Genomic DNA, 25,664 nt, shown 5'->3' on the forward strand with positions numbered 1-25,664 from the left:
ACATTGAAAATCAGCAACATGTGAAAAGAGGGGTTTATGTTCTGCTTTTTTCTTTACTTCAATTTAGATTTAGCCTGCGTCCAAATCTCCTTCAGAGAACTGACTGTTATAGAGATCAGCATAGAATCCGCCTTGTGCCAGCAGCTCCTCATGGTTGCCCTTCTCGATTACACTACCTTGATTCATAACAAGGATAAGGTCGGCATCTCGAATCGTCGAAAGACGGTGGGCAATTACAAAGCTGGTTCTGTTTTGCATCAATGCCTTCATTGCTTTTTGAATCAACAATTCGGTCCGTGTATCGACACTGCTTGTTGCTTCATCAAGAATGAGGATCGATGGATCAGCCAGAATCGCACGGGCAATCGTGATCAGCTGCTTTTGTCCTTGTGAAATATTAGAAGCTTCTTCATTTAACACCGTATTATAGCCAAGCGGAAGTGTGCGGATAAAGTGATCGGCATGGGCAGCCTTGGCCGCACGCACCACATCAGCCTCTGAAGCACCTTCACGTCCGTAAGCAATGTTATCGCGGATCGTACCATTGAACAGCCAGGTATCCTGAAGCACCATACCAAATTTGCTGCGCAGGTCACTCCGTTTCATATTGGTAATATTGACGCCATCAATGATAATTTCCCCATCGTTCAGCTCGTAGAAGCGCATCAACAGGTTAATCAAAGTGGTTTTACCAGCACCGGTAGGACCGACAATCGCTATAGTCTGACCTGGACTAACCTCAATGTTCATGTCCTCAATCAGAATCGCATCTTCTTTATATCCGAATTTCACATGACGGAACTCAACGGAGCCTTCCGGAGTACCATCATCAAGCTTCGCAACTGTAGTAGTAACTTCCTTAACTTCCTCTTCTTCATCCAGAAGTTCGAATACCCGTTCTGCAGAAGCAATCGTGGATTGAATAATATTAGCAATATTAGCCGTTTGTGCAATCGGCTGGGTGAACTGACGGGAATACTGAATAAAGGCTTGAATATCCCCGACATCGATCATTTTTTTAGTAACAAAGATACCGCCGACTACACAAATCATTACATAACCCAAGTTACCAATAAACATCATGAGCGGCATAATCATACCGGACATGAATTGGGCACGCCAGCCAGAGTCGTAAAGCTTATCGTTAATTTCATCGAAATCCTTAAGGGACTGCGGTTCACGACCAAATGCTTTAATAATCCGGTGACCGGTATACATTTCCTCTACATGACCATTCAACTGACCAAGTGATTTTTGCTGGCCCACAAAATAAGTCTGCGAGCGCTTGGAGATAGCCATAATCACAACGAAGCTGAGTGGCAATGTAACAATTGTAATCAAAGTCAGCCATGGGCTGATGGTAAGCATCATTACGATGACACCGATAATGGTGACAATAGAAGTAATCAATTGAGTTAAGCTCTGCTGCAGCGTAGTACTGATGTTATCCACATCATTCGTAGCACGGCTTAGAATTTCCCCATGGGTACGGGAATCAAAATATTTCAAAGGCAAACGTTCCAGCTTGCTGTTGATTTGCTCACGCATGTCGTAGACGACCTTCTGAGCTACGCCAGCCATTACATACTGCTGGATATAGCTAAACAGAGCACTAAGCAAATACAGACCCGCAAGGATGATCAGGATATCATTAATGTATCCAAAATCAATGGAAGCTCCCTCAACACCCATTAATTTACCATAAGCACCTTCAAACAGTTTAGTTGTTGCTTTACCCATAACCTTAGGACTGAAAATACTGAACACCGTACTGGCAATAGCCATAACTAGAACGATGATTAATTGAACCATACGGGGTCTTAAATATTTAATCAGACGACGAAGTGTACCCTTAAAGTCTTTAGCCTTTTCTGCAGGCATCCGCATGCCAGGGCCGCCACCAGGTCCAGGACCTTTATGGGCGCGTGGAGCTGCAGGCTTATTGTTTTGTTCACTCATGCTATTTCCTCCTCTGACAGCTGCGAGGATACGATCTCGCGGTACACATCACTGCTCGCGAGCAGTTCACGGTGAGTGCCCATTCCGGCGATTTCACCCTCATCAATAACAATAATCCGGTCGGCATCCATAACGGTACTAACCCGTTGAGCTACGATTAGAACAGTGGATTCCGTGGTTTCATCTTTGAGTGCCGCGCGGAGCTTAGCATCTGTTTTGAAATCAAGCGCTGAGAAGCTGTCGTCAAACAGATAAACTTGAGGTTTTCTCACAAGCGCACGTGCAATGGACAACCGTTGTTTCTGACCGCCGGAGACATTACTACCGCCTTGAGCAATTTCCGAATCAAACCCATCTTTCATGGCTGAGACGAAATCGTAGGCCTGAGCTACCTTGGCTGCATGAATGATTTCTTCATCGGTAGCATCCTCTTTACCGTAGCGAATGTTTTCGTTAATCGTACCTGTGAACAATACTGCTTTTTGAGGGATGTAACCAATTTTGCTCCGTAGCTCTTCTTGTGTCATCTCACGTACATCTACTCCGTTCACACGTACAGCACCTTCGTTAACATCATAGAACCTTGGAATCAAGCTGAGCAGGGTAGATTTACCTGAACCTGTACCACCGATAATCGCCGTAACTTCACCTGGACGAGCACTAAAGCTAATTTTCGAAAGTGCAGGTTGTTCCGCCCCAGGATAAGAAAAGGAAACATTATCGAATTCAACAAAACCACGCATATGATCGCGGCCGTCTTTTTTAGTAGCTTGAGCCGTTGTTTGCAATTCACTCTCTGATGGATCTGTGAACTCCGGCCGCATATCGAGCACTTCATTGATACGTAAGGCTGAAGCTGAAGCACGAGGAATCAGCACGAACATCATCGACACCATAATCAGGGAGAACATGATTTGCATCGCATATTGAATAAATGCCATCAGTGAGCCGACTTGTAAATCGCCATCGCCAATTCGAATCCCACCAAAGTAAAGAATTGCGATCATGGAAAAGTTCATAACAATCATCATAAGCGGCATCAAACCGGCCATGATTTTATTTACTTTGATCGCTGTGTCTGTCAGATCACGGTTAGCCTCGGAGAAGCGTTTATTCTCATGATCAATCCGGTTAAATGAACGGATAACACGGATACCCGTCAAATGTTCACGTAACACCAGATTTAATTTATCCAGCTTGATCTGTATCGCTTTAAACAGTGGTAATCCCTTCATTCCGATAAAGAAAATTGCGCCAACGAGTACCGGAATAACTACTACAAAGATCAATGATAATTTCGCATCTTCAGATACCGCCATGATGATACCACCAATCATCATCATCGGTGCACCGATCATCATACGCAGCATCATAGTAAGTACCGTCTGTACCTGCGTAATATCATTCGTTGTACGGGTAATTAAAGATGCGGTACCGAGTTTATCAAATTCATGCAGCGTGAAATTCTCTACATGGTTAAACACACGAGCACGGGTAAGTTTACCGAATCCTGCTGCCACTTTTGCCGATAAATAGCTGGCAATGACTGAACATATAGCCCCGCCCCCTGCAACTAAAAGCATGAAGCTACCTATTTTCCAAATAAAACTACGATCTCCCTGAACAATTCCTTTGTCGACGATGTCGGACATCAGCGTTGGGAGGTATAAGTCGCCCATGGACTGTAAGAACACAAGAATTAATACAGCACCAATAGCTACTCGAAATGGCTTCAGTTGTTTAAATAATTTAATCAAGCTTCTCATCTCCGTTCATTTGTAGCCTATCCCAATTAGGTGGTGGATTATCCTCAACAAAAGCATGTACCTTCAGCAATAGTTCTGTGAGCTGCTTAGTCTCTTTTTCACCTAAGTACTGTACGAGCTCATCCAGCATTGCATCTCTATATTGCTCTGCTCTTCGTGTGAGGTTTTTTCCACTCTCCGTCAATTTCACGCGTACGACTCTTCGGTCCGAAGGATCTGCGTGTCTTTCCACCATCTGTTTCGCCTCAAGACTATTAATCAACTGCGTAATAGTTGGAGGTGTGAATCCGAGGAGTCGGCTGATTTCAGATATCTTTAGACCCTCATCATCAGAATGATTCCATTTTTCAATGCATATCATTAAAGTCATCTCACTCGGCTTATGGCCTTCAACACCCTTTTGCCATTGGCCTTTATGCAGCCGTTTCATCGCCGCGAAAAGCCCGTGTGCGACTGAATTTTCAGTATTTTCTGTATTTCCTCCGTTTATCCCAATTTCTATCACCTCAAATTTAGTTAGGTCAGCTAATTATTAAACAATGTATTATTTAGGCTACCTAATTATATTTTCGGCACAACGCTTTGTCAAATTTTGAATACGGTATCAATTATTACGAAAAAGAAAACTCCCCAGCACAATGGCAAGGGAGTCCAATTTCATATATGTATTACTCTGTATTATAAGAATACTGAATAGATTGATTGAATCCTAGTACAGTGCTCCGTGCTCGTAAGTGGTGATACCTCCGCTGTTTCCAGAGCCAACTGGTCCAACAATAATGAAGCTAAACAATGCTAACACGCTGACCATCATCAATAGTGATTTTTTCATTTTTTCTCACCCCCTTTACTAATTCTCTATACCTATCCTGCTGAGTAACAGTAGCATAATCTCTGTTCGTCTCAAATAAAGTAACACAATTAATAAAGTCTTTTCCGTTATTCTGTCTTATGGCTAATTCCAAACACTGAATAATATAATCCACACCTATATTATATTGTTTAAGGTTTATACGATACATGGCTACTTGATAGTACAAACGATACAAGCGATCTACATTATTCGGTTCCTGGTATTGCTCAAACCTCTGCATCTCCCGCGAGAACCGTGTGAGCACACTTTCAGCAGAGAAGCCATAACGATTGGCAGAATCCATAATAGTGATAAGTCCTGCAAGTATCTCACCCGGATTATCTGCTAAAAAAGCAGTATATGAAGGCAAAACAGTTACATTACCCACCAACATCTCCAGTGTAAAGCTGTTCGCTTTTGCAAATAACCGAAAATGCTCTACAGCTTCTAGACCTTTCTCATCCAGCATTTCGAACCAGCCAAGTTCTGCATAACCTGCTGTATACTTCTTAGCTTCTTCATATTGACCTTGCTTGGTTAGTGAAATCGCTTTGAGTAGATATCCATGACCATAATACACAACGAGGGGACGTTCAGTACTAAGTTCTTCACGACGTCTGTCTTCCTTTGTTCGAATTTGCACACGATAAACAGCATTTGCCAAAGCTCTCAGCTCATCCGCAAATCCTTCCATTTGCTTCCATCTGCGTAGATCGAAACATAATTGTGTCAGCCTTAACAGTCCATCTAATTGCATGTTTTCTGGCAGACGGCCTCTAAAAGGCCCGAAGGTAATTACTCCGCGTAACTTCTCATCAGTATCGACAATTGCCTTAACTGACATAAAAATACGAAAATGACTGATTGCAAGGCGTTCAGAGTAACTATCAGATTCGTTTTCTGCTACAACCTTATAGAAAAACATGGATTCATCTATTTTACCTTTATTAAACAATTTTTCGGCTATCGAATAAACGATATCTAGCGATTTAGGATAGTCCAATAACTTGCTTAAGGTATCATCAATGCATTGTTGCTTGCCCAGTTCAGCACAGCGTATTAAAAAAGGCTCCACCCTGCGGCGTGAGACCTTCTCCTCATTGAAGCATTCATCAATATACAATGGATACAGCCATCCATCAGGAAAACCAAAGGCTTTAATAATTGCATCTATTTGTCCCAGGGACATAGGCTTCGGTGGATTCCCGTGCAGGATTGCACTGAGACTTCCTCGATTCAGACCACAAATTTTTGAAAATGAGGCGAGATTATGGCCGGAGCGGGACAGATTTTTCTCAATTTCTGAGCGTATAGTTGTTAACTTTCCCTCCACTCGGCACCCCCAAAGTTTGACTTGAAAAGATTCTATTAATTGACATTATAGGTGAAAGTTATGGATTGTACAACCAATAGATTGTACGACAAAAAGAGGAGCGTATTTCTCTCCTCTTTATCGGTTGGATCTTCGTAATAGTGTAATTCTATGGATGTATCGAAGTTTAATTTATGGTATTAGCGGCTTTTGAGCTTCAGCAGTAAGCTGTTGCACTCGCCTTGCGACTGCGCAAGTTCTCCATCATCTTATGTTGTGCCAGCAAAATATAACCGTCCAATCGCTCGCTTAGCTCTAGGACAGCATGGTCACTAAGACTCCGTTTCTCCGCGACTTCCAGCAATTCGCATCTAAGGCTCTCTATAGTCACAAACAGCTCATCTTCTCTGTAGTCTCTTCTATAAGCTTTCTCGGAAGAACCTTGATATAGTGTCACAACTCTCTCCTTCTCTCTATCAACATCTCCTCCTATCATAATCCATGATACCAAAAAACATATTTTCAAAAAAAAAGAAAAATTTGCAGAACATCCACAAAAAATAAAATAGTTATTATTTCGGATGTTCTATAGACTCGTAGGGAAGTCATTTGGGTATTGTTCTCTCAATAGACCCTTTGCAAAAGAAATCCATTCCCGTGCTGCAAAGGATAAATAACGATCTCTACGCCACGCCATAGCGAGCTGCCAAGGGATTACTGGATCTGTCAAAGGAATAACTACCAATCGTGAGCGGTCCATGTCGCGGCAAATGGTTTCCGGCAATAATGCGATTCCCATTCCCGCGGCGACCATCTTGCTGATTAAGTCCCATTGTGAACTCTCATATATAACCTTTGGCTGAAATCCAGCTTTTACACATTCCGTAATGATCCGATCATGCAGCGTAAAATCCTCTCGAAATAGCACGAACTCCTCTTCTGCCAGTTCACTTAGCGGAACAAGCTCTGCCTCGGCCAGCCGATGTCCCATAGGCAAAATAAGATTCAGCGTCTCTTCAACAAAGGTAAAACAATGAAGTTTGGCTGTATCTACAGGCAATACGACCATTCCAATGTCCAGCAGTCCGGTTTCTACATCTTCCTCCACTTTTTTGGCCCCATCCTCATGCAGACGAATCGTAACCTGTGGATATCGCTTATGAAATTGACCAATTACTGAAGGAAAAAAACTCGCGCCTACCATAGGAGGCAAACCGATACGGATGTGACCCTGCTCCAGATTCCGTAAGTTATCCAGTTCAGAAGACAAGCTGGCGAAAGACTCCACGATATTTTGCGCTTTGGTGAACAAAATTTCCCCTGCGTCTGTAAGCCTTACACTCTTCCCTTCACGGTAGAACAAGTCTGCCTCCAGTTCGACCTCCATATTCCGAATCATTTTACTGATCGTGGGCTGTGTTATATATAATGATTCAGCAGCTCTGGTAAAGCTTTTCATTCGTGCCGCTTGAACGAAATATTCTAATTGTCGGATATCCATTTATGTGCCCCCCTAATCCATAGACAAAAGGAATGTCATTTATTCGATCTATTCATTTTACCTATGAAAACAATTGATGTAAACTTTCATTATCATGAAAGGAGCGAAGCCTTATGAAAAAGATTGTTATAGGCTTGCTGCAGGTAGCGGGACTTATGTTATTCTCTTTACTTATCAACGCTTTGACCCCATTATTGCATATCCCTATTCCCGGAAGCATACTCGGAATGATTATATTGTTTCTCCTGCTTGAGTTCGGTGTCATTCGTCTAAATTGGGTAGAAGTGGGTGCTTCTTGGCTACTCGCCGAGCTCCTACTGTTCTTCATTCCATCTGCTATAGGTGTAATGAAATACGCTAATATTCTGGAAACGGATGGATTACGTATTCTTGCCGTTGTCGTCTTAGGCACATTTGTTGTGATGGCTAGTTCCGGATTACTTACCAGTAGAATTTATAAAGCGAAGGAGCGGAAAGAATCATGTTAAACGCTCTGCTATTCTTTGGTCTCACGGTCGCGGTGTATTTACTCGCGAAACGTATCTATGCTTCTACTGGTAAAGTCTACACCTCTCCATTAATCATCACACCAGTGATTATGATCATCTTTCTGCTTATAACAGGCATTACTTATGACTCATACAATGCGGGAGGAAAATGGCTGACGGATTTGCTGCAACCAGCAACCATGGCCTTTGCCATCCCTTTGCATAAGAACTTCAAGGTACTCAAAAAGCACGCCGCCGAAATTGCGGCAGGCGTGCTATCAGGGACGATAGTTGCGGTGATCTCTTCCATTCTGCTCGCCAAATGGCTGCATGTTAGCGGCGATCTGGCAGCAAGTCTGGTCCCGCGTTCGGTAACCACACCGATCGCTATGAGCATCTCGCAAAGTATCGGCGGTGTACCGAGTATCACAGCAGTCTTCGTCATTATTACCGGGATACTGGGTACAATGATGGGCCCTACTGTACTTCGTATCTTCCGCATTGAGAATGAAATTGCGCGCGGTGTATCGCTGGGAACCGCTGCACATGGTACAGGAACATCCAAAGCCTTCGAGCTTAGTTCACTGACCGGAACCATCTCCAGTATTGCGATGATTCTGTCCGCGCTGTTATCTATAGGTGTGGCGCCAGCTTTGCTCGCGATATTCCTCCACTAGGCTAACCCAGCTTGGGCCAAGGGCATGTCACTTTAGTACATCTAAAGTAGCATGTCCTTTTTCTATGAATCGAACCTTAGAACTTAACAGGCAACCCGCTTTGCGCTGAATCGTAGGCCGCACAGGTGACTTTGAGGGTTTTGTATCCATCCTCATAGTCGCATAAAATGCGCGAGCGATCCCCCGTCCGTACAGCATGTATGAAGGCTTCACTTTCTACTAAATATGGGTTTCCTGTATTCTCAAATTCGGTACTATTGCCGCTTCGCACTTCCAAGAGACGATCCGGGTTCCAGTCCAATAGTCCCCGATCATTATAGAAGCTTAGACCTACACTGCCCACCTCATCAGGTAAAACGCATGTATTTGAAATATTAGCAATAATTCCATTTTCAAGCTTCAGGGATACCGTACCTACATCTGCCACGCTCACACCTTCATGCTGCTCATGCATAATCCGGTTTCCGAACATGCCGTAGACTTCCTTTACTTCTCCGGCTAGATAGCGCACCAAATCGACGATATGTGTAGTTTGCTCTGTGAATTGTCCTCCGGATTGCTTCTGATCACGCCACCAAGCTACGCCTGGCATGCCGCCCATCCATTGCCCCATAATCATACCAACCTTGTCACCACGCAAAGTTTCTTTCAGACGCTTAATGTTCTCCTGATAGCGTAAATGATATCCTACCGAGGTTAACAAATGATGTTCTTTAATATCCTGAAGTAGGCTTGCGGGAATTTCAGTAGTCATACTAAGCGGTTTTTCTATAAAAAAGGGAATATCCCTCTTGATTAATGATCGTTCGATCGCACCATGAGATTGTGGAGGCACACAAATATAAACAGCATCGAGCTTCTCCGCATCCAGCATCTCTGTAATATCACCATATCCAGCAGCATCGTATGGTCGTGCCATATCTTCGCCTTTAGCCTTACTGCTTCCGCAGACCGCCTGCAAACGGACATCATCCATCTCTGCCAGTAAATCAGCATGTACCTTAGAGAACCAACCCGTACCCACAATACCCACTTTTAATGTCATACTTTTTCCTCCTGCCGATTGATTATGAATACCTTTTCATAGATTATACCCTCTTATGAGCGGATAAGATAATCTCTCCATTCTTCGGGAAGCAAATGCATATAAGGACGCTGCAAAAAGCGATCATCCGCAAGCACAATAATGCCTGTATCTGTCTCACTTCGAATCAGCCTGCCTCCAGCTTGCAATACCTTGCACATTCCCGGGTAGACATAAGCATAATCAAAGCCGTTTTTACCTCTGGCATTAAAATACTGACGCAGTAGATTACGCTCAAGACCAAGCTGTGGCAGGCCAACACCAACAACCATCACCCCGTTGAGACGGTCTCCTGGCAAATCTACACCTTCCGAAAAAATCCCTCCGAGTACAGCAAAGCCTAACAACGTCTCGTCATTATCTGGACGAAAGGATGCTAAAAAAATCTCTCTAGCCTGCTCACTCATGCCTGTATCCTGCATCAAAGTCCGTACTTCGGGGTAATTCTCCGTAAAGGCCTGATATACGTTTTGTAAATAGAGATATGAAGGAAAAAAGACCAGATAATTGCCCTTCTTTGAAACCATTTGATGCAATGCCTGAGTTAACGGGATGAGAGAAGCTTCCCGGTCATGATAACGTGTGGAGACAGGCAGCACGGTCACCTCCCATTGCTCCTTCTGAAAAGGAGATGAGACCGTTAAACTGTAATCTTCCTCCACCGCACCAATCATATCCCGATAATACGATAATGGAGAAAGCGTAGCAGAGAACAGAATCTGACTTCGAAAGCTCTTAGACATTTGCCCCAGCAAATGCGATGGATCCAAATTAAATAACTTCAAATACACATCACCGCGCCGGACCTCAGCATAGGTTATGTAGCGTTCATCATAGGTCTTAAAGGTGCGAAGCATCCCTTGAACTGCAAAATAGGTATCCAGGAGAACATTTTCTCCTTCTCCATTCTGAGGAACAATGCTGGCGCTAGGGTGAATAAGTTCCTGTTCCGCCTCCAAAGAAAATATCTCAAGCAAGGCTGGCAGCTCCTCCGGGAATGAGGCCCACTGCCCTTGCCCCTCTTCATTACAAATTTTGCGAAGGGAGATGAAAAAAGCATTCACCGATTTACCTGCAGCACTCAAATTACGGTTTACTTCCTTGTACTGACGCTGGATTTCTAGAAAGGGGGCCTTCAGCAAAGAGGCAGAGAACATCTCTCGTCCCCGGTCTACCAGATTATGCGCTTCATCTACTAGAAGCACCGTTTCTCTCTTTCTCTCCTCCGTTAGCCGTTTCAGGCTGATCCGAGGATCATATATATAATTGTAATCGCAGATCACCGCATCACAGGCATAGGCTGCATCCAGCGAGAACTCAAACGGGCACACTTTATGTTTGTGAGCATACAGTGCTAGGGTGTCTCTGCTCATCAGCGTCTCATGCTCTAACAGATCCATTACTGCATCATTAATCCGATCATAATAGCCATCCGCATAGGGACAGGAATCTTTACCGCAAATCCCTTCATCATGAAAACAGCTCTTTTCTTTAGCAGTAAGTGTGATGACATGCAGCTGAAGTCCCTGTGTCAGCAGTAGAGAAATGGCTTCCTGCGCGGCAAAACGGGTAACCGTCTTAGCCGTTAAATAGAACAATCCTTTAGCTTGTCCTTCGCCCATTGCTTTAAGGACCGGGAACAGCGTTGACATTGTTTTCCCAATACCTGTGGGCGCCTGAGCGAACAGACTGACCTTTTCTACGATGGATTTGTATACCGCTCCGGCAAAATGGCGTTGTCCCTTTCGATAAGAAGGAAACGGGAATTGTAACTCTCGAAGGCTCTGCTCCTTCTTAGCCTCATGACGAACCATCATCTCAGCGTACGGAGCATATCTGGCTACAGTATCATTAGCAAATGAGATCAGTTCATCTAAAGACAACGTTCGGTACAAGCTTTTTTGCTCATCAGTAGCCCGGTGGACATAGGTAAGCTTTACTTGAATAGAAGAAAGCTCCTGCTCCAGCGATACCATATATGCGTACATCAGCGCCTGAGCCCAATGAACCTCATGTCCCTCTTCCAGCATATCCAGCAGTCCGGAGGTTGATTTGATTTCTTCGACCGTTAGGCTCCCATCCTCCGAAGCAAGCAGTCCATCACAGCGTCCATCTACTATATAGAGTAAGCTACCATAAGGGATCTCAGTTTTCAGATAGACCTCTTTGCGGTCGCCCTCCTTATATTGCTTTTGGATTTTCTGATGTATTCGTGTTCCTTCAACCATGGAGGAAGTACCATGAAATCCAGGCTCAATACTACCGCTGCGAAAAACATACTCGACGAGCGTTCTAACGGATAGGGTTACAGTACGATCCAACTATTCTCACCTCCCTTAATTAGCCATATATCCTTTTTGTTCCCAATGTCTATTTCGGTCCTTTAATCGCTGTATATCCCCATAGGATAGCATAAACATCATCTTTCACCCATGCGTGTTTAACTTTACGCACTCCACAAAGCTTATACTTACGCTTTCGGTTTTTGACTTTCTTCTGCTAGCCCTGCATAATAAATTTTATTACTATGGAATCAATTTGTCTTGGTGCTGTTTCGTCCTGCTTGAGAAATGGCGTTTTATCATGTAGAAAGAGGGGGAAGCTGTGTCATCCTTTAATATTAAACGTTGGATCATTAAACCTTTTGTGTTTTTCACAATACTTTTTATCCTAAAAGCATTTCTGGCTTGGGGCGTCATTTTTGATGATGTGCTGCCTTGGAAATCATTATTGACAGAAATCCCTTTTGCCTGGGCGCTCTTCTGTATTATTGAGCGGTTCGCCTCCAAACGAAAGCTTGGATATTACATGACAGTCAACTTATTAGTGACAGCCATCTTTTTCGCAGCCATTATGTATTTTAAATATTATGGTGTCATTGTAACTTACCATGCCGCTGAGCAGGTGAATCAAGTCACAGCCGTCAGCAACAGCGTATTCTCACTCATGGACCCTTACTACCTGCTAATCTTTACAGATATCATTGTCCTAGGAGGCTATTTCTTCTTTAATAAGAAAGGCCGGATCTATAAAAAGGAAAATATCAACCGTCGTAACGGAAAAATAAAGTATAGCGTAATATTCGCAGTCTCACTTGGCTTATGCTTGTTCAATATTTTGCCTAATAAGGCCAGTATGAACGAAATTAAAAAAGCTCAGGAGATGGGTATTCTTAATTATGAAGCCTATACGATCTTTGCTAAAGAAGAACCAGAACTTGTGCAATCAAGTGACATTACACAAGATGCCATCAACAAAGTGAAGGTAATTAATACTGCAGTTAGTTCTCCGCTTCATGGCACGGCTAAAGGCAAAAATCTTATTATCATTCAATTGGAATCCTTCCAGAGCTTTTTGATGGGTCTTCAGCTAGACGGGCAAGAGATTACACCGAACCTGAACAAGGTAATGAAGGATAGTCTCTACTTCCCTAATTTCTATCAAATGGTCGGTCAAGGGAATACGTCGGATGCAGAGTTCGTAGTGAACACTTCAGCCTACATCCCTCCACGCGGAGCAGCAACCATGTCCTATGTGGATAAGGTGCTTCCAAGTCTGCCACGCTTGCTAAAAGACAATGGTTATCAGACCGCAACCTTCCACACCAATGTCGTAGAGTTTTGGAACCGCGGTGAGCTGTACGAATCGCTGGGCTTTGATCATTATTATGATCGTAAATTTTTTGGGGAAGATGATGTCTTCTTCTTCGGTGCTTCTGATGATACGCTTTATAGTAAAACAGCCGACAAGCTGAAAGAAATGAGCAACGAGGGTCAACCTTTCTACGCTCAGGTCATTTCGATGTCAGCGCATCATCCATTCACAATCCCTGAGGAAAAATACCGTATGAAGCTTCCAGAGCGTTACGAAGGTACTTTTGTGGGTGACTATATCCGTTCCCAGAACTATGCGGATGATGCCTTCGGACATTTCGTAGAAGAGCTTAAAGCGAATGGCGTATGGGATAACAGCGTAATCATGATTTATGGAGACCATATGGGACTGCCTATTTATTCTCTCGATCATGATGATAAGCAATTAATGACTGAAATTTATGGTCATGAATATTCCTATGCGGATATGTTAAACATTCCTCTGCTCATCCATACAGGAGACAGCACAGCACCACAGACCTTAGAGCAAGTCGGTGGCGAAGTGGATATTATGCCAACTGCTGCTGGTCTTCTTGGAATTTCATTAGAGAATAACCTGGTTTTCGGTCAAGATCTACTCAGTCAGACTTATAATTTGCTGCCAGAGCGATATTATTTACCTTCCGGTTCTTTCATTTCCAGTTCAGGACTGCTTATTCCGGGTAACAGCTTTGAAGACAACACTCAATATTCAATCGATAAGAATGGAAAAGCACCGTCTGCCACTGAGGATGAATACAACCGAGCATTGAGACTTTTACAGCTCTCCCATAGCTATATTACGCAACTGCCAGACAAACCAATTGAACCATAAGCCATTCATAAAATAAGATTTCAAAAAAGGCCACCTTCCGGAGAAGGTGGCCTTTTTCTGTATCAATATACTAAACCTGGAGATTTACCGTTCCTGATCCTCGATCATACGGTAGTACTCTGCAAAATTTTGCAGCTCTTCCGGTTTCAGTATAGATAAATGTTCAGCAAGCAGCTGTTTTGAACGGAAATGTCCTTCTTCAAGTGTCCGCTGGCCTAGCTCGGTGATGGTTACGACAACCGCTCTCCGATCTTTTCCATCCGTCTCACGCTTAATGAAACCCAGCACTTCCAGACGATCCAACATCACTGTAATGGCACTCGATTTGACCTCCATAGACTCCGCCAGTTGTATAACCCGCGACTGCTTCTCTTTCGCTACTATATTTAACAGACCCATCTGAGGTACGGTAAGTCCGAGTTCTTTGTGCAATGACATTTGTGACATGATCTTACGTTGTACTCTCCACATAGATAATCCAAGACGCTCTATTAACGGATCTAATTGATGCGGCATCCTTGTTTCAACTCCCAATCCGTTTTTAATAACTCAAGCGTACCACTAGAACTGGTTAGGATTCAATGCTTTTGTCTACTAAACATTTCATAATCACGTTTATTTCCATAAATATTCCACCAATTTACAATTTCCGACACAAAAATACTATATTCTATGTAAGGTTCTAGGCTTAACGATACGCTATAATCGTAGCAGTGAGATCGATTGTCACCGAAAACATAATTTGTCAAGGTTGGTGCAAAAAATGAAATTGGCAACTAAATTAACTTGGATGATGTTTATCGTGTTACTTCTTGTTGGATCATCCATCGGGTTCTTCGGATACCGTACTGCTTACAAGCAAGTAGACGAAGCAGCAGGTATTGAATTGGTAGGCTGCGCCAATATTACAACCGGACTGATTGACCCCTCAGACATTACCGCCTTAATTGCAGGAGATCAAAGCAAACTGGAGGCTGTCGAGGACCGGATCGGTTGGATTGTGGCACATAAGGCTATTTTTAAAGAGGCGTTCATTTTATCGCTAGACGGTAAGATACTCGCCGCTGATTCAAGTTTCAAAGCAAGAGGTTATAAAGCAGGCGACACTTTTTATTTCTCAGATGAAGAGAAGCAAATGATCACTAAATCTAAGCATTCCGCTTACTCCAAGGTTTATACATACGAAGGTACCTCACTTAAGACGGGTTACGGCCCCATCTATCAGGATCATGATCCGTCCAAGCCTATAGTTGCGCTAATGGCTATTAACTTTGATGGCCCTTTAATTCAAGAACGGACCCGGGACATCATTGTTCAGCCTTTTATTATCGGGACTTCCATTCTAGTTATTGCTATTGTGGCAGCATACCTCTTAATCCGCCGAATGGTAAGTCCACTAACAAAGTTATCCCGAGGCGTAAATCTTGTTGCACAGGGTGATCTTACTCATGATCCTATTTCATTCAACAGCAAGGATGAGATTGGTACACTAGCTCGAAATTTCAACGGCATGACACAGAGCTTGCGCATGCTCATTACCGAGGTCAATGAAACCTCCATGCAGGTAGCATCTTCATCTGAAGAGCTCTCTGCCAGTGCGCAAGAAACTAATCGTGCTGGTGAGTACAGTGTGAACGTTTCGATTGAGCTTGCTGATGGAGCTAATACACAATTGCAAAATTTGGAGGGTGGTTATAAGTCTGTACAAGATTTGTCACACTTCATTACAGAGATTGCAGGAAATGCAGATAACGCAATGAATAATGCTACCAGTAACGCTGAAAAGGCTCGTACAGGTCGAGAAGCAATGGATTCTACTACGCAGCAGATGAGCGTCGTCAGTGACAGCATCACTGATTTAGCTGTCATTATTGAAACCTTGGGCGGCTACTCCAAGGAAATCGAGAATATCGTGGGCACGATTGCAAGTATCGCAGAAGAAACCAATCTGCTGTCGCTGAATGCAGCCATTGAAGCTGCAAGAGCCGGAGAAGAGGGAAGAGGCTTTGCGGTAGTTGCACAATCCGTACGCAAGCTTGCCGAACGTTCCGCCCAATCCGCTGCCCAAATCGGTCAACTCGTAAACATCATTGTAAATCAGATGGACCATGCAGGAGAAACCATGAAGCGCTCTACAGAAGAGATGGAGCAAGGCCGGGAATTAATCGTAACGGCAGGTCAATCCTTCTCCGAGATTGAAATGTCTGTCTCTGGGATGGCTTCACAAAGTCAGCAGATTTCCGGTACAGTCCGCGAACTAGCCTTCATCTCCGATGGTCTCGTTACTACTCTACAGAATATTGTAGACGTCGCTAATCAGACAGCAAGTGGTGCGGAAACATTATCCGCCTCCTCACAAGAGCAGCTTGCAGCCATGGAAGAAGTGGAGTCAGCTGCAGGTTTCCTGTCCTCGCTAGCTGAGAAGCTACAGATTCTAATTGAACGCTTCAAAGTATAATCCTTCTCATCCATGTAAGTTCTTAAACTTAAAGGGGCTAGCGACCAAGCAGAGAAATTCTGCTTGGTCGCTAGCCCCTCTTCTATGTATTGAGATCACGACGCTGCCGTATTCGCTAAAAACCACTCACCCAGCTCATGTACAGGCATCGGCCGACCGTAATAATAACCCTGCATGACTCTACAGCCCAGTGATTTCAGCAATTCAATCTGCTCTGGTGTCTCCACACCTTCCGCCACGACTTCCATATTAAGATGAGTCGCAATCGCAATAATATTGCTGATAATAGCTTTCTTGGAGTGCATCTTGCTGTTACGAATAAATACTTGGTCAATCTTGAGTGTGTTCACTGGGATCTCATCCAAATTACCAAGGGAGGAAAAGCCTGTCCCAAAGTCATCCAGCGATACTCTTACCCCAAGCATTCGAAGTCTAGACAGCTGTGCAACCGTCTCTTTCATGTTATGCATCGCAATGGACTCTGTAATCTCCAGTTCGAGAAAGTGTGGCTCTAATTCTGAACATGTGAGTGCTTCCGCTACAACATCGTATAGACTTCCATCCTCAAACATCCGTGCGGACATATTAATAGAGACCGGTACGTTAGCTATCTCTTCCTTATGCCAGAACCTGTTCTGGCTACACACATCATGTAACATCCAATAGGTAATCGGAACGATCAGTCCGGTCTCCTCTGCAATAGGAATGAACTCTCCTGGTGAAATAATCCCATGTTCTGGGTGTCTCCAGCGCAGTAACGCTTCAAGCCCCACCGTAACATTCATATAAGAGTCCCATTTCGGCTGATACACAACCATAAACTCAGAACGAGCCAATGCTTTTCGAAGATCCTTCTCTAGCGACATCCGCCGCAACTGATTGCGATTTACTTCTTGGTCGAACACACTCCATTTATTCTTACCTGAATCCTTAGAAGTATAAAGAGCCGTATCCGCAGCCTTCATTAGCGCTGAGCGGTCAGTCCCATGCAAAGGAGTCATACTAATTCCAACGCTTGCAGTAACATATAGCTCGTTGCCCTGAATACGATAGAATTTCTTAAGTTCATGCATAATATGCGCCGCCTCTTCCTGCGCACCCTCCAGCGTGCAATCTGGCAGAGCAATCAGGAATTCGTCACCGCCTAAACGGAAGGTCTTCCCTTTATCTCCTACAGAACGGATTAATCTAACAGCAACCTCCTGTAGTAACATATCACCTATATCATGTCCCAGCGTATCATTAATTGACTTAAAGCGATCTAAATCCACTATAAAAACAGCACCAGATCCACTTTCAAAAAATTCATCTTTAAAATAGCGTTCTAGTCCATGTCGATTCGGCAGCTCTGTTAGTGGATCATGATATGCCATTCGTTCAAGCACATGGCGATCCAGAAATACGGCGCCAGCAGAAACTGCGAGCATAAGTAACGCTGCCAGCGAAAATGCCATTAACAGTATAACATCCGTCTCCACAAAAAAAGGTTTGCTTCCAGGCAAGTTGTTATATTCAAAATGACTAGCCTTTACACTTGTGTAATGCAATCCGGTAACTGAAAATCCAATAAACAACGCCGAGTATAGCTTCCATCGCTGAAACCCTGCGCATTCTTTAAACTTGTGAAACATCAATAATCCGATATAAGACGAAACCAAAATCAGAATTACAGCAGCGGCTTGAATCCATATATCATAATGAATCCTCGTCACAATCTTTATAGAAGACATTCCGATATAGTGCATAGCCGAAAAGCCGCTTCCCAAGAGAATACCACCTACTACTAAATTCCATATCCTTAATTGAGGAACAGATGTGATCCGGAATGCCAAATAGCAGAATGACACACCCACCAATAGCGATATTATAGATCTGCCTGGATAATAATTGACCTCCGCTGGAAAGCGATTCGCCATTATCCCAACATAATGTATTGCCCAAATACCGCAGCCTAACACACATGCTCCCGAGATCAACCACAGACGTCGGATTTTGCCAGTAGAACGCGAAACTTGCGAAATCAGATTCAGTGCAGAATAAGTAACTGTCGCCGCTAGCACAAATGATAGTAAAACAATCCATACATTATAGTGGATTCCCATTTTATCCATTAATTAACCTCTTCACCGGTTTTGAATCCCGTAATCACTCAGCGTATTTCTCAAGTAAAAAATCAGTACACGAATATTAGATATGGAAGAGTGCGTAAAGATTATAGGTTATCCATAAAAAGAAACTTTAGATGTATTCTACTCTGTATTCAGAAGATTGTCTAAGTAAATACTGGAATTTATACCCTTTTTTTATTTCGTGAAAAATGTCCATATTTGACACATTACTCAACCCGGAAAACTTGAATTATGACCTGTTAATGATATATTTTTCGGAAAGGTAATTCGCCAAATCCATAGATTCAAAACTACCAGTACCAACAGGTAGATATAAATTCCACCCATAAACAAAGTAAAGACATAATGAATACCTGCCATCCCCATCAGCAAAAATAATAACCCAAAGGAATTTGCAGTGTAATCCTTCTGTTTAGCTGCCTCATAACGTTCTGAGAAAGGTAGTACCGGAGGATAAGAACGGAAACAAATGACTCCATAGATCAGCATTGCAAACAGGACAACTACCAAGTCTGGTATAATTCGCAGCCCAAACAACCAAAGATACACTATCGCTTCTATAGCGAATAAAGGTAATAGCAGGCGAACTATCGCTGCCTTAAGCATTCCACGATAGATGGGTGCGGTGTTCGGCAGAGGAATCAGCTTATAAATCCAAGAGCCTTTATAACCCGCAGAGTACCTTAGCATTAGAACAACCGTCTGAAGTAACGTCGCACCGAAATAAATCATCAGGAAAGTGTTTGAATCCTTGATAGACGATGCATTCCCATCCCAAAAGATCCCAAATATAAAAATGAACGGGAAGACAATGGAATAACCGATTGCCGGATATACCTTTAACTTGAAGTCACGCTCATTCTTCATCATTGACCAGCTAAAACGAAAGAACATTCCCTCTAACGGGTTCTTACAAGTTATTTTCGACAACCAGTCCACCATTCGGGCGTTACTGTTGCCAACATTCCCTTGCTCTGAAAGCTTCTGTAAGCTCTTTTCGAATAGAGGCATCAGCTTAACATACGCCACAATCAGCAGAACCGGAATTACTAAAGCTAGTACTGAAAGCACGACGAAGTGTGTATCTCTGGCCCCGCCAATCAACATCTCAAAGGGAGCCGCAAACCAAATCGGAGAAATCAGATACTGCCACCATGCCGGCTTAAAAGAGAGACTCAATTCAGCAATATCGAACAATCTAACTACGAGCTGATACCCTACTGTAATCCCTATAGTCAAAATGATCTGTACATAATTAATAATATCCTTGAGCTTCTCCCCGTCGAAAAACTTCATGATCAGTAAATAAAGCAGCGCCGTAATAACGAGAATAAAGCAGTCCATCAGAATGATCTCAAAAGCATATATTAGAAAAAATAGTACTCCCTGTTTAAACAGGCACAAAATCAGCGAAGGTCCGGTCAATGTCAGCGTCACTGAAAATAAATAAATGAGAATGTGGATGCTCTTCGCCATGTTCAAGGTACGGCGGTTCACTGGCTTTGAAGCAAGTATGTTTTTGTCCCGAAGATCAAGCATCACGGAAGAGAAATCAGAGATCAGCGTGGTCGTAATCATAAACATCACTACACCAAATACAAGGCTCATTTGTAGCATATAATTGCCCGTTAACATCATAAGAGGAACTAACATGACGCCAAAAAGTAAATAAATCCATTGCACACGCAGCGGCGAGCCCTCTTTCTTCTCCTCCTTTTTCTGCATTCCAGCCAGCACTGTCGGTGTTCTTCTTCCGTCCATCGTCAGTTTGACCTGCAGAATACTCCGCATCACATCATAATCAACTCCGATTCGGCTAAACCCACCTCGCAGCTTATCCAGAAGCTTCAGCACATAGAAATCAGTCATGAGGAAGATACCTCTTGCATGACCGCAACAAATTCCCCAGCAATATCACGGTATTTATCAAATCCAGTTAACTGATTAAAAATATCCTCAAGCGACCCTTCGCGGCCCTTCTCTCTTAACTCAGCAAAGCTCCCATCCGCCACGATATCTCCACCATCGATCAAAACAATCCGGCTACTGATCTTCTCAACCACATCCATGATGTGTGAAGAATAGAAAATGGTCTTGCCCCTTGCCGCCAAAGATGCAAAAATCTCCTTTACTACCATTACGCTATTGGCATCCAGACCGCTTAACGGTTCATCTAGGAACAGAATATCGGGATCATGAAGCATGCTGGAGATCAGCAGTACCTTTTGTTTCATCCCTTTGGAGAAGGTTGCGATCCGCGAATCATAAGCCTTCTCAAGACCTAGTAAGGCCATTAATTTTCCAGCTTTGTAGTCCACATCACTACGCTTCATGCCATACAACTCACCTACAAAGGTTAGATACTCTCTAGCGGTGAGACTATCATATAATTCGGCCACCTCCGGCACGTATCCTATTCTTTTCTTGTAAGAAACATCTCCATCAGCAATATCCCTACCGAAAATCTCTACTTTGCCGTTATAGCCTTCTACCAGACCGAGCATAATCTTAACAGTTGTGCTCTTTCCTGCCCCGTTAGGGCCGATATAGCCAATAATTTGGCCTCTGTATACCTTAAGGTCAATGCCCCTTAGCACCATTCGGTCCGTGTAGTTCATCCATAAACCAGAAATCGCAATGACTGGATCATCAGCAAGGCCCATATCCTAATCCCCTCTCTAGCGACTAATTGACGATGTTAAGAATTACTATTCCATGAAATTACAATAATTGTATCATTCAACTGAGTCCCACTCCATAATTTAACTCACTAATCTTATATTTATGAATGTTAATGCCTTTTTCAGCACAAAAGGGAGAACCATTGGTTCCCCCTTAGAGTGAAGAGATCTATCCCACGCAAATTATTCTGTTTGATCCACTTGATCATATGAAGCTCTGGTCTTTTAAACCCATACATAATTTTGACTCGTCCACTGATTTAATGCTCTCATAGGCTCAAGTAACGATACCCCTAGGGGTGTTAGGGAATACTCTACGACGGGTGGAACGGAAGGTGTAATCTCGTGCTCTATCAATCCATCTTGTTCCAGTTACCGCAAAGTTTGAGTTAGCATTTTTTAGAGATGCCTTCGATTCGTCTTCTGATATCACTGTAACAAATGATTCCATCTTCCATGTACACTTCTGAAAAATCTGCATTAAGTTTTAACAGTAGAACCCCCCTGCTTTTTTTTGCAGGGGGGTTCTACTGTTACATTCAGCTACCGCTCAATCATTTCGATAATAGATTATAAATGACCTGTGCCGCTTGCGCTCTTGTAGTAACTTCTTTAGGACTCAGCTTGCTATTCGCTCCGGTTACTACACCTCTTTCCACCAGAGCCTGAAGGGCTTCCTGTGCATAGCCAGCAATATCCCCTACATCACCAAAATCAGAAAGAGTTACAGCCTTCTTCTCGGATGGTAGTTCACCTAGCGCTACAAGTGAGCGATACAGGAGTGTAAATAGCTCCTGTCTAGTGATCTGAACCTCTGGCTGGAATTGATTATCTCCCGAACCTGTGGCTACCCCAAGGCGCTTAGCAGTCGCGAGATAGTTCGTGTAATACGTATTGCCCGCATCCGCAAAATTATCAGTTGCGGTAGCGTCGGGTATGATTCCATAAGCATTCAAGAGCAAGACTATGAATTGCCCTCTAGTTATTGCAGCATTCGGACTGTAATGCTCTGCATCCGTACCGGATGTGATACTGCGTGCCGCAAGATAACCTACTGCACTGCTATACCACGAAGTCTCTGAAACATCCGCAAAGCTCACCTTGTTATATCCAATAATATATTGGGAGAAATGTGTGGTAACAAAATCTACGGTTCCCTTGGCAGCGTTATAATTCCCGCGTACATTCTCCAGGCTTCCGTTGGCATTGATATGGTATACGATGACCGCATATTTGTGCTCTCCTGCTTGCAGTGTATACGGCACACTGATATGGATAATGCCCCCACCAAAGGTGGAAATGATACTCCGACCTGCTTTTACCGACAAATCATAAACGGGTCTGTCCCCGAGAACAGCCTTACCTTCTGCCGTTAACGAAACCTTAGCAATGGTTATGACAATATCCCCTGCATCCGAGGCTGCGCTGATACTTGCCAAAGATTTGGCATCGAGCGTAATCGCACCTACATTCTCATAATAAACGGTAATCTCGGTCTTTGTGCCAGAGACCAACTCGTTAATTATGCCTCTCGGTAGCGTAAGCTCGGCTGTTCGGGTTTCAGAAGTAGCCGCAACTTTAATTTCCAGTACGGCTTTCTTCCCATCCGCTTCTGCCTTTTTAGCAAGATTCACAAGCTCGGTAGCCACTTCCTTCGTGATTGTTGCTGTGGTTACTCCTGTGGTTTTATCCGTTTTGGTTGCTGCTGTTGATGATAAATTCACAGTGTTACCAGTTGTTGTTGTAGCAACCAGTTGAGGGCTTGCTATTGGTGTTGGTGTAGTCGTGATCGGTGTAGAATTCCCACCCGATCCACCTGTTCCAGGATCTGAAATAGGCACATAGGCCGGAACCACAATGTCAGTCGCTGGACTTGCCTTATAACCTTCTTTGGTTGCGTATCTCACTTGATACGTGCCCGGTATTAATCCTGTGATTTCTTTGTCTGGTGCATACACATAATTAGTTACACTAGACAGCTTATATTCTAAGGCTGTCGTGGTTCCTGTAATTTTCCCATCATTGTTCGCTGTAGAGGTAGGTGCTACCCCCTGTAAACCGGATGGCGCTGCTTGCTCTGCACTGAATGCTGGAACGATTACATCTGCTGCTCTACCCGCGTTAAATCCCTCTTTAGCTGCGTATCTTACCTGATAGATACCCGGCACCAATCCAACGATCTCTACATCTGATGCGTAGACATAATCGGTAACCGTAGACAGCTTATATTCCAGCGCTTTCGTAGTCCCTATAATTTTACCGTCGTCATTAGCTGCACTGGTTGGTGCCACACCTACTAATCCTGTAGGTGCCGCTTGCTCGCCATAGGCCGGAACTTCAACAGTAGCATCTTTACCTACACTGTATCCTTCTTTTGCCGCAAATCTCACATTATAAAAGCCCGGAGTAAGACCTGTGATAGCTACGCCTGTTACAGGCTTATAATCAGCTTCTCCAACACCTTTATACTCCTGCCCTTCAGCTGAGCCCGTAATTTGCCCATCATCGTTAGCTTCAGAAGTAGGAGCTACGCCGAATAGACCTGTTGGAGCTGCTTGTTGATGGATATAAGCAGGCACCTCCACACTTACGTCTTCTCCAGCATTATAAGGAATGATCGTTGGTCCCGCTGCGTTCGTCGGGCCTTGAGATCCTGATGTAGCCGCATATCTTACTTTATAAACACCAGGCGCAAGCCCTGTAATCGCTGAGCCTGATACTTGCGTATATGCCGTATCTCCAGCCAGCTTATATTCCAAGCCTGAACTTGTGCCCAAGATTTGCCCATCCTTCTTGTCTGCTGCGGTTGGTGCTACACCTGTAAGTTCAGCGGGCACAGCTTCCAGTTTAGAGAATAGCTTATCCAGAGCTGTTGTAGTGTTAGTGTATCTGGCTCCGACTGGGTAATTCGCCTGCACGTAATCCGGTTGGATGTTCGTCCAGCTGTACATAAGCTCAATATGCCCTAGAATAGGTGCATTTGTGCCGCCTGCATCTTTGTTATCCTTGTTGTACGTGAACAGATATGGAACCTGAAGTCTATCTCCAATCACGGTGTCTCCAAGCTCATTCACATAACTAATCACAGATGGCTTGGCTGCTGTATTGTTCTCGGTCTTGATATTGGTCAGATAAGTACGGACCAGATCGACATACAGCTTCGCATATGGATGATTCGTTGTTCTAATTTGAAGCTCATTGTTGTTATGCGGATTCGCATTGCCAGCGGTACCACTGTTATTACTAGGCTCAGCAACCGTCACACCCGAGTCCAGTTTAGTATCGAAGAGGTAGACCTTAGCGATATTATGTTTTTTGGCATACTCGTTAATATATTTAATAACGGCTTGCGTGTTGGGGCACCATGAGCCCCCTAACAAGATCGCATAGTTGCCCTCACTCGCCAAAATTTGCTTCAGCTGATGATAGGTAACATGTTCATAAACGAGCGTACCATCCGATTCATTAAAAATCGTAGGTTTCCCTGGGTTTTCACCTTCATAGTTCTTGTTGAATGCTGCCTTGATATAAGCGGACTCATCGATCGTACTGTACCCAGAAGCGGCACTAAGCACCTGTCTTACGGATGCTTTATAAGCATTAACCTTCGCCGCATCAAGTGTTCCGTTCGTCAGGAACTCATTCCACGAGTAGCTTTTATCCAGATAGGATACAACAGGAGCGATATTTCCTTGTGCATCCTTGTGATCCTTGTTGTATACCAAGAGAAATGGAGATTCGATCTTATTAGCCGTTACGACATCCCCGTTTTTATTGGTATAGCTAACATTGCGTTCTGGAACGTCCTTTGAGGATAGATTTAAATTCTTCAAATATTTATTTACTAAATCAACGTATTTGTAAGCAAATTTATTATTGCTGTCTGCAATCTGAAGGGTATCCCCATCCAGCTTAGTATCAAAGTTATAAATCGTAGAGATGCCATACTCCTTGGCTACCTCGTTGATAAAGCCGATGTCGGCCTGTGTATTCCCGCTCCAAGCACCGCCAACCAGAACAGCGTAAGTGCCTTCACTCTCAAAAAGATGAACGATATCCTCATAGGTTGCCGTTTTAAATACATGGTTAGGATCATTCAGACGGTCATAAACATGATTGAAATAATCATACTGGTTAACGCCAGCTTGGGAAGAGGTCAGCGCCTCTGCGTTATCCGGATTAGCATAAGCTCTTCCTGCCTGAGTAGGCAGAATTAGCAGGGAGGCTGCCAGCAGCAGCGTTAAAATTTTTTTAAAGGTTAATGGTCGTATCATTATGTGCACCTCGCC

General features: G+C 43.7%; 18 protein-coding genes. 4 read left to right on the plus strand and 14 right to left on the minus strand.

All coding sequences use genetic code 11. The features are described from left to right. Positions 1-69 precede the first annotated feature (69 nt). The 6 genes from MHB64_RS28980 to cidR form a co-directional block, all read right to left on the minus strand. Positions 70-1,959, minus strand: a complete 1,890-nt coding sequence (locus tag MHB64_RS28980) for an ABC transporter ATP-binding protein (RefSeq protein WP_094872073.1) — start codon at positions 1,957-1,959, stop codon at positions 70-72. Then, positions 1,956-3,716, minus strand: coding sequence for an ABC transporter ATP-binding protein (locus MHB64_RS28985; protein ID WP_094872072.1), 1,761 nt, complete (start codon positions 3,714-3,716; stop codon positions 1,956-1,958). Before MHB64_RS28985 ends, MHB64_RS28980 begins: the two co-directional genes overlap by 4 nt. Beyond that, the gene (locus tag MHB64_RS28990; RefSeq protein WP_341135912.1) at positions 3,709-4,155 is read right to left on the minus strand and encodes a MarR family winged helix-turn-helix transcriptional regulator; all 447 of its coding nucleotides are present in this window, start codon (positions 4,153-4,155) and stop codon (positions 3,709-3,711) included. Before MHB64_RS28990 ends, MHB64_RS28985 begins: the two co-directional genes overlap by 8 nt. A 355-nt stretch (positions 4,156-4,510) precedes the next feature. Continuing rightward, on the minus strand, positions 4,511-5,911 hold the full coding sequence (locus MHB64_RS28995) for a DNA-binding protein (protein WP_341135913.1): 1,401 nt from the start codon (positions 5,909-5,911) through the stop codon (positions 4,511-4,513). Positions 5,912-6,107: 196 nt separating this feature from the next. Further along, the gene (locus MHB64_RS29000; RefSeq protein WP_256989909.1) at positions 6,108-6,347 is read right to left on the minus strand and encodes an aspartyl-phosphate phosphatase Spo0E family protein; all 240 of its coding nucleotides are present in this window, start codon (positions 6,345-6,347) and stop codon (positions 6,108-6,110) included. Positions 6,348-6,476: 129 nt separating this feature from the next. Next, positions 6,477-7,391, minus strand: a complete 915-nt coding sequence (cidR, locus tag MHB64_RS29005; protein ID WP_094872065.1) for a cidABC operon transcriptional activator CidR — start codon at positions 7,389-7,391, stop codon at positions 6,477-6,479. 113 nt (positions 7,392-7,504) lie between these two features. Here cidR and MHB64_RS29010 point away from each other — a divergent pair, with 113 nt between their 5' ends. After that, entirely contained in the window at positions 7,505-7,879 is a 375-nt protein-coding gene (locus MHB64_RS29010) for a CidA/LrgA family protein (RefSeq protein WP_094872063.1), read from the plus strand. Continuing rightward, the gene (locus MHB64_RS29015) at positions 7,873-8,556 is read left to right on the plus strand and encodes a CidB/LrgB family autolysis modulator (RefSeq protein WP_042192587.1); all 684 of its coding nucleotides are present in this window, start codon (positions 7,873-7,875) and stop codon (positions 8,554-8,556) included. Before MHB64_RS29010 ends, MHB64_RS29015 begins: the two co-directional genes overlap by 7 nt. Before the next feature lie 76 nt (positions 8,557-8,632). Here MHB64_RS29015 and MHB64_RS29020 read toward each other — a convergent pair whose 3' ends face one another. Then, positions 8,633-9,601 (minus strand): Gfo/Idh/MocA family protein, encoded by a 969-nt coding sequence (locus MHB64_RS29020; protein ID WP_094872062.1) that lies wholly within the window; start codon positions 9,599-9,601, stop codon positions 8,633-8,635. 53 nt (positions 9,602-9,654) lie between these two features. Next, positions 9,655-11,961: a helicase C-terminal domain-containing protein gene (locus tag MHB64_RS29025; RefSeq protein WP_341135914.1), complete on the minus strand. Its 2,307-nt coding sequence runs from the start codon at positions 11,959-11,961 to the stop codon at positions 9,655-9,657. Between the two features lie 283 nt (positions 11,962-12,244). On the opposite strand from MHB64_RS29025, the gene MHB64_RS29030 reads away from it, so the two are divergent. After that, entirely contained in the window at positions 12,245-14,107 is a 1,863-nt protein-coding gene (locus tag MHB64_RS29030; protein WP_341135915.1) for an LTA synthase family protein, read from the plus strand. Between the two features lie 84 nt (positions 14,108-14,191). On the opposite strand, the gene MHB64_RS29035 is transcribed toward MHB64_RS29030, so the two are convergent. Further along, positions 14,192-14,623: a MarR family winged helix-turn-helix transcriptional regulator gene (locus MHB64_RS29035; protein ID WP_094872058.1), complete on the minus strand. Its 432-nt coding sequence runs from the start codon at positions 14,621-14,623 to the stop codon at positions 14,192-14,194. 247 nt (positions 14,624-14,870) lie between these two features. Here MHB64_RS29035 and MHB64_RS29040 point away from each other — a divergent pair, with 247 nt between their 5' ends. Further along, positions 14,871-16,565 (plus strand): methyl-accepting chemotaxis protein, encoded by a 1,695-nt coding sequence (locus MHB64_RS29040; protein WP_341135916.1) that lies wholly within the window; start codon positions 14,871-14,873, stop codon positions 16,563-16,565. A 95-nt stretch (positions 16,566-16,660) separates the two neighbouring features. On the opposite strand, the gene MHB64_RS29045 is transcribed toward MHB64_RS29040, so the two are convergent. The 5 genes from MHB64_RS29045 to MHB64_RS29065 form a co-directional block, all read right to left on the minus strand. Further along, complete coding sequence (locus tag MHB64_RS29045) at positions 16,661-18,676, minus strand: bifunctional diguanylate cyclase/phosphodiesterase (protein WP_341135917.1); 2,016 nt, start codon at positions 18,674-18,676, stop codon at positions 16,661-16,663. A gap of 228 nt (positions 18,677-18,904) precedes the next feature. Next, on the minus strand, positions 18,905-20,563 hold the full coding sequence (locus MHB64_RS29050) for a hypothetical protein (protein WP_341135918.1): 1,659 nt from the start codon (positions 20,561-20,563) through the stop codon (positions 18,905-18,907). Then, on the minus strand, positions 20,560-21,357 hold the full coding sequence (locus tag MHB64_RS29055) for an ABC transporter ATP-binding protein (RefSeq protein WP_341135919.1): 798 nt from the start codon (positions 21,355-21,357) through the stop codon (positions 20,560-20,562). Before MHB64_RS29055 ends, MHB64_RS29050 begins: the two co-directional genes overlap by 4 nt. Positions 21,358-21,600: 243 nt before the next feature. Further along, a complete protein-coding gene (locus tag MHB64_RS29060; protein ID WP_341135920.1) occupies positions 21,601-21,732 on the minus strand; it encodes a winged helix-turn-helix transcriptional regulator in 132 nt (43 codons plus the stop codon). A gap of 197 nt (positions 21,733-21,929) precedes the next feature. After that, the gene (locus MHB64_RS29065) at positions 21,930-25,649 is read right to left on the minus strand and encodes an S-layer homology domain-containing protein (protein WP_341135921.1); all 3,720 of its coding nucleotides are present in this window, start codon (positions 25,647-25,649) and stop codon (positions 21,930-21,932) included. Positions 25,650-25,664: the final 15 nt, after the last annotated feature.

The sequence above is a fragment of the Paenibacillus sp. FSL K6-2859 genome, assembly GCF_038008265.1.
GTDB classification, from domain to species: domain Bacteria; phylum Bacillota; class Bacilli; order Paenibacillales; family Paenibacillaceae; genus Paenibacillus_AQ; species Paenibacillus_AQ nitricinens.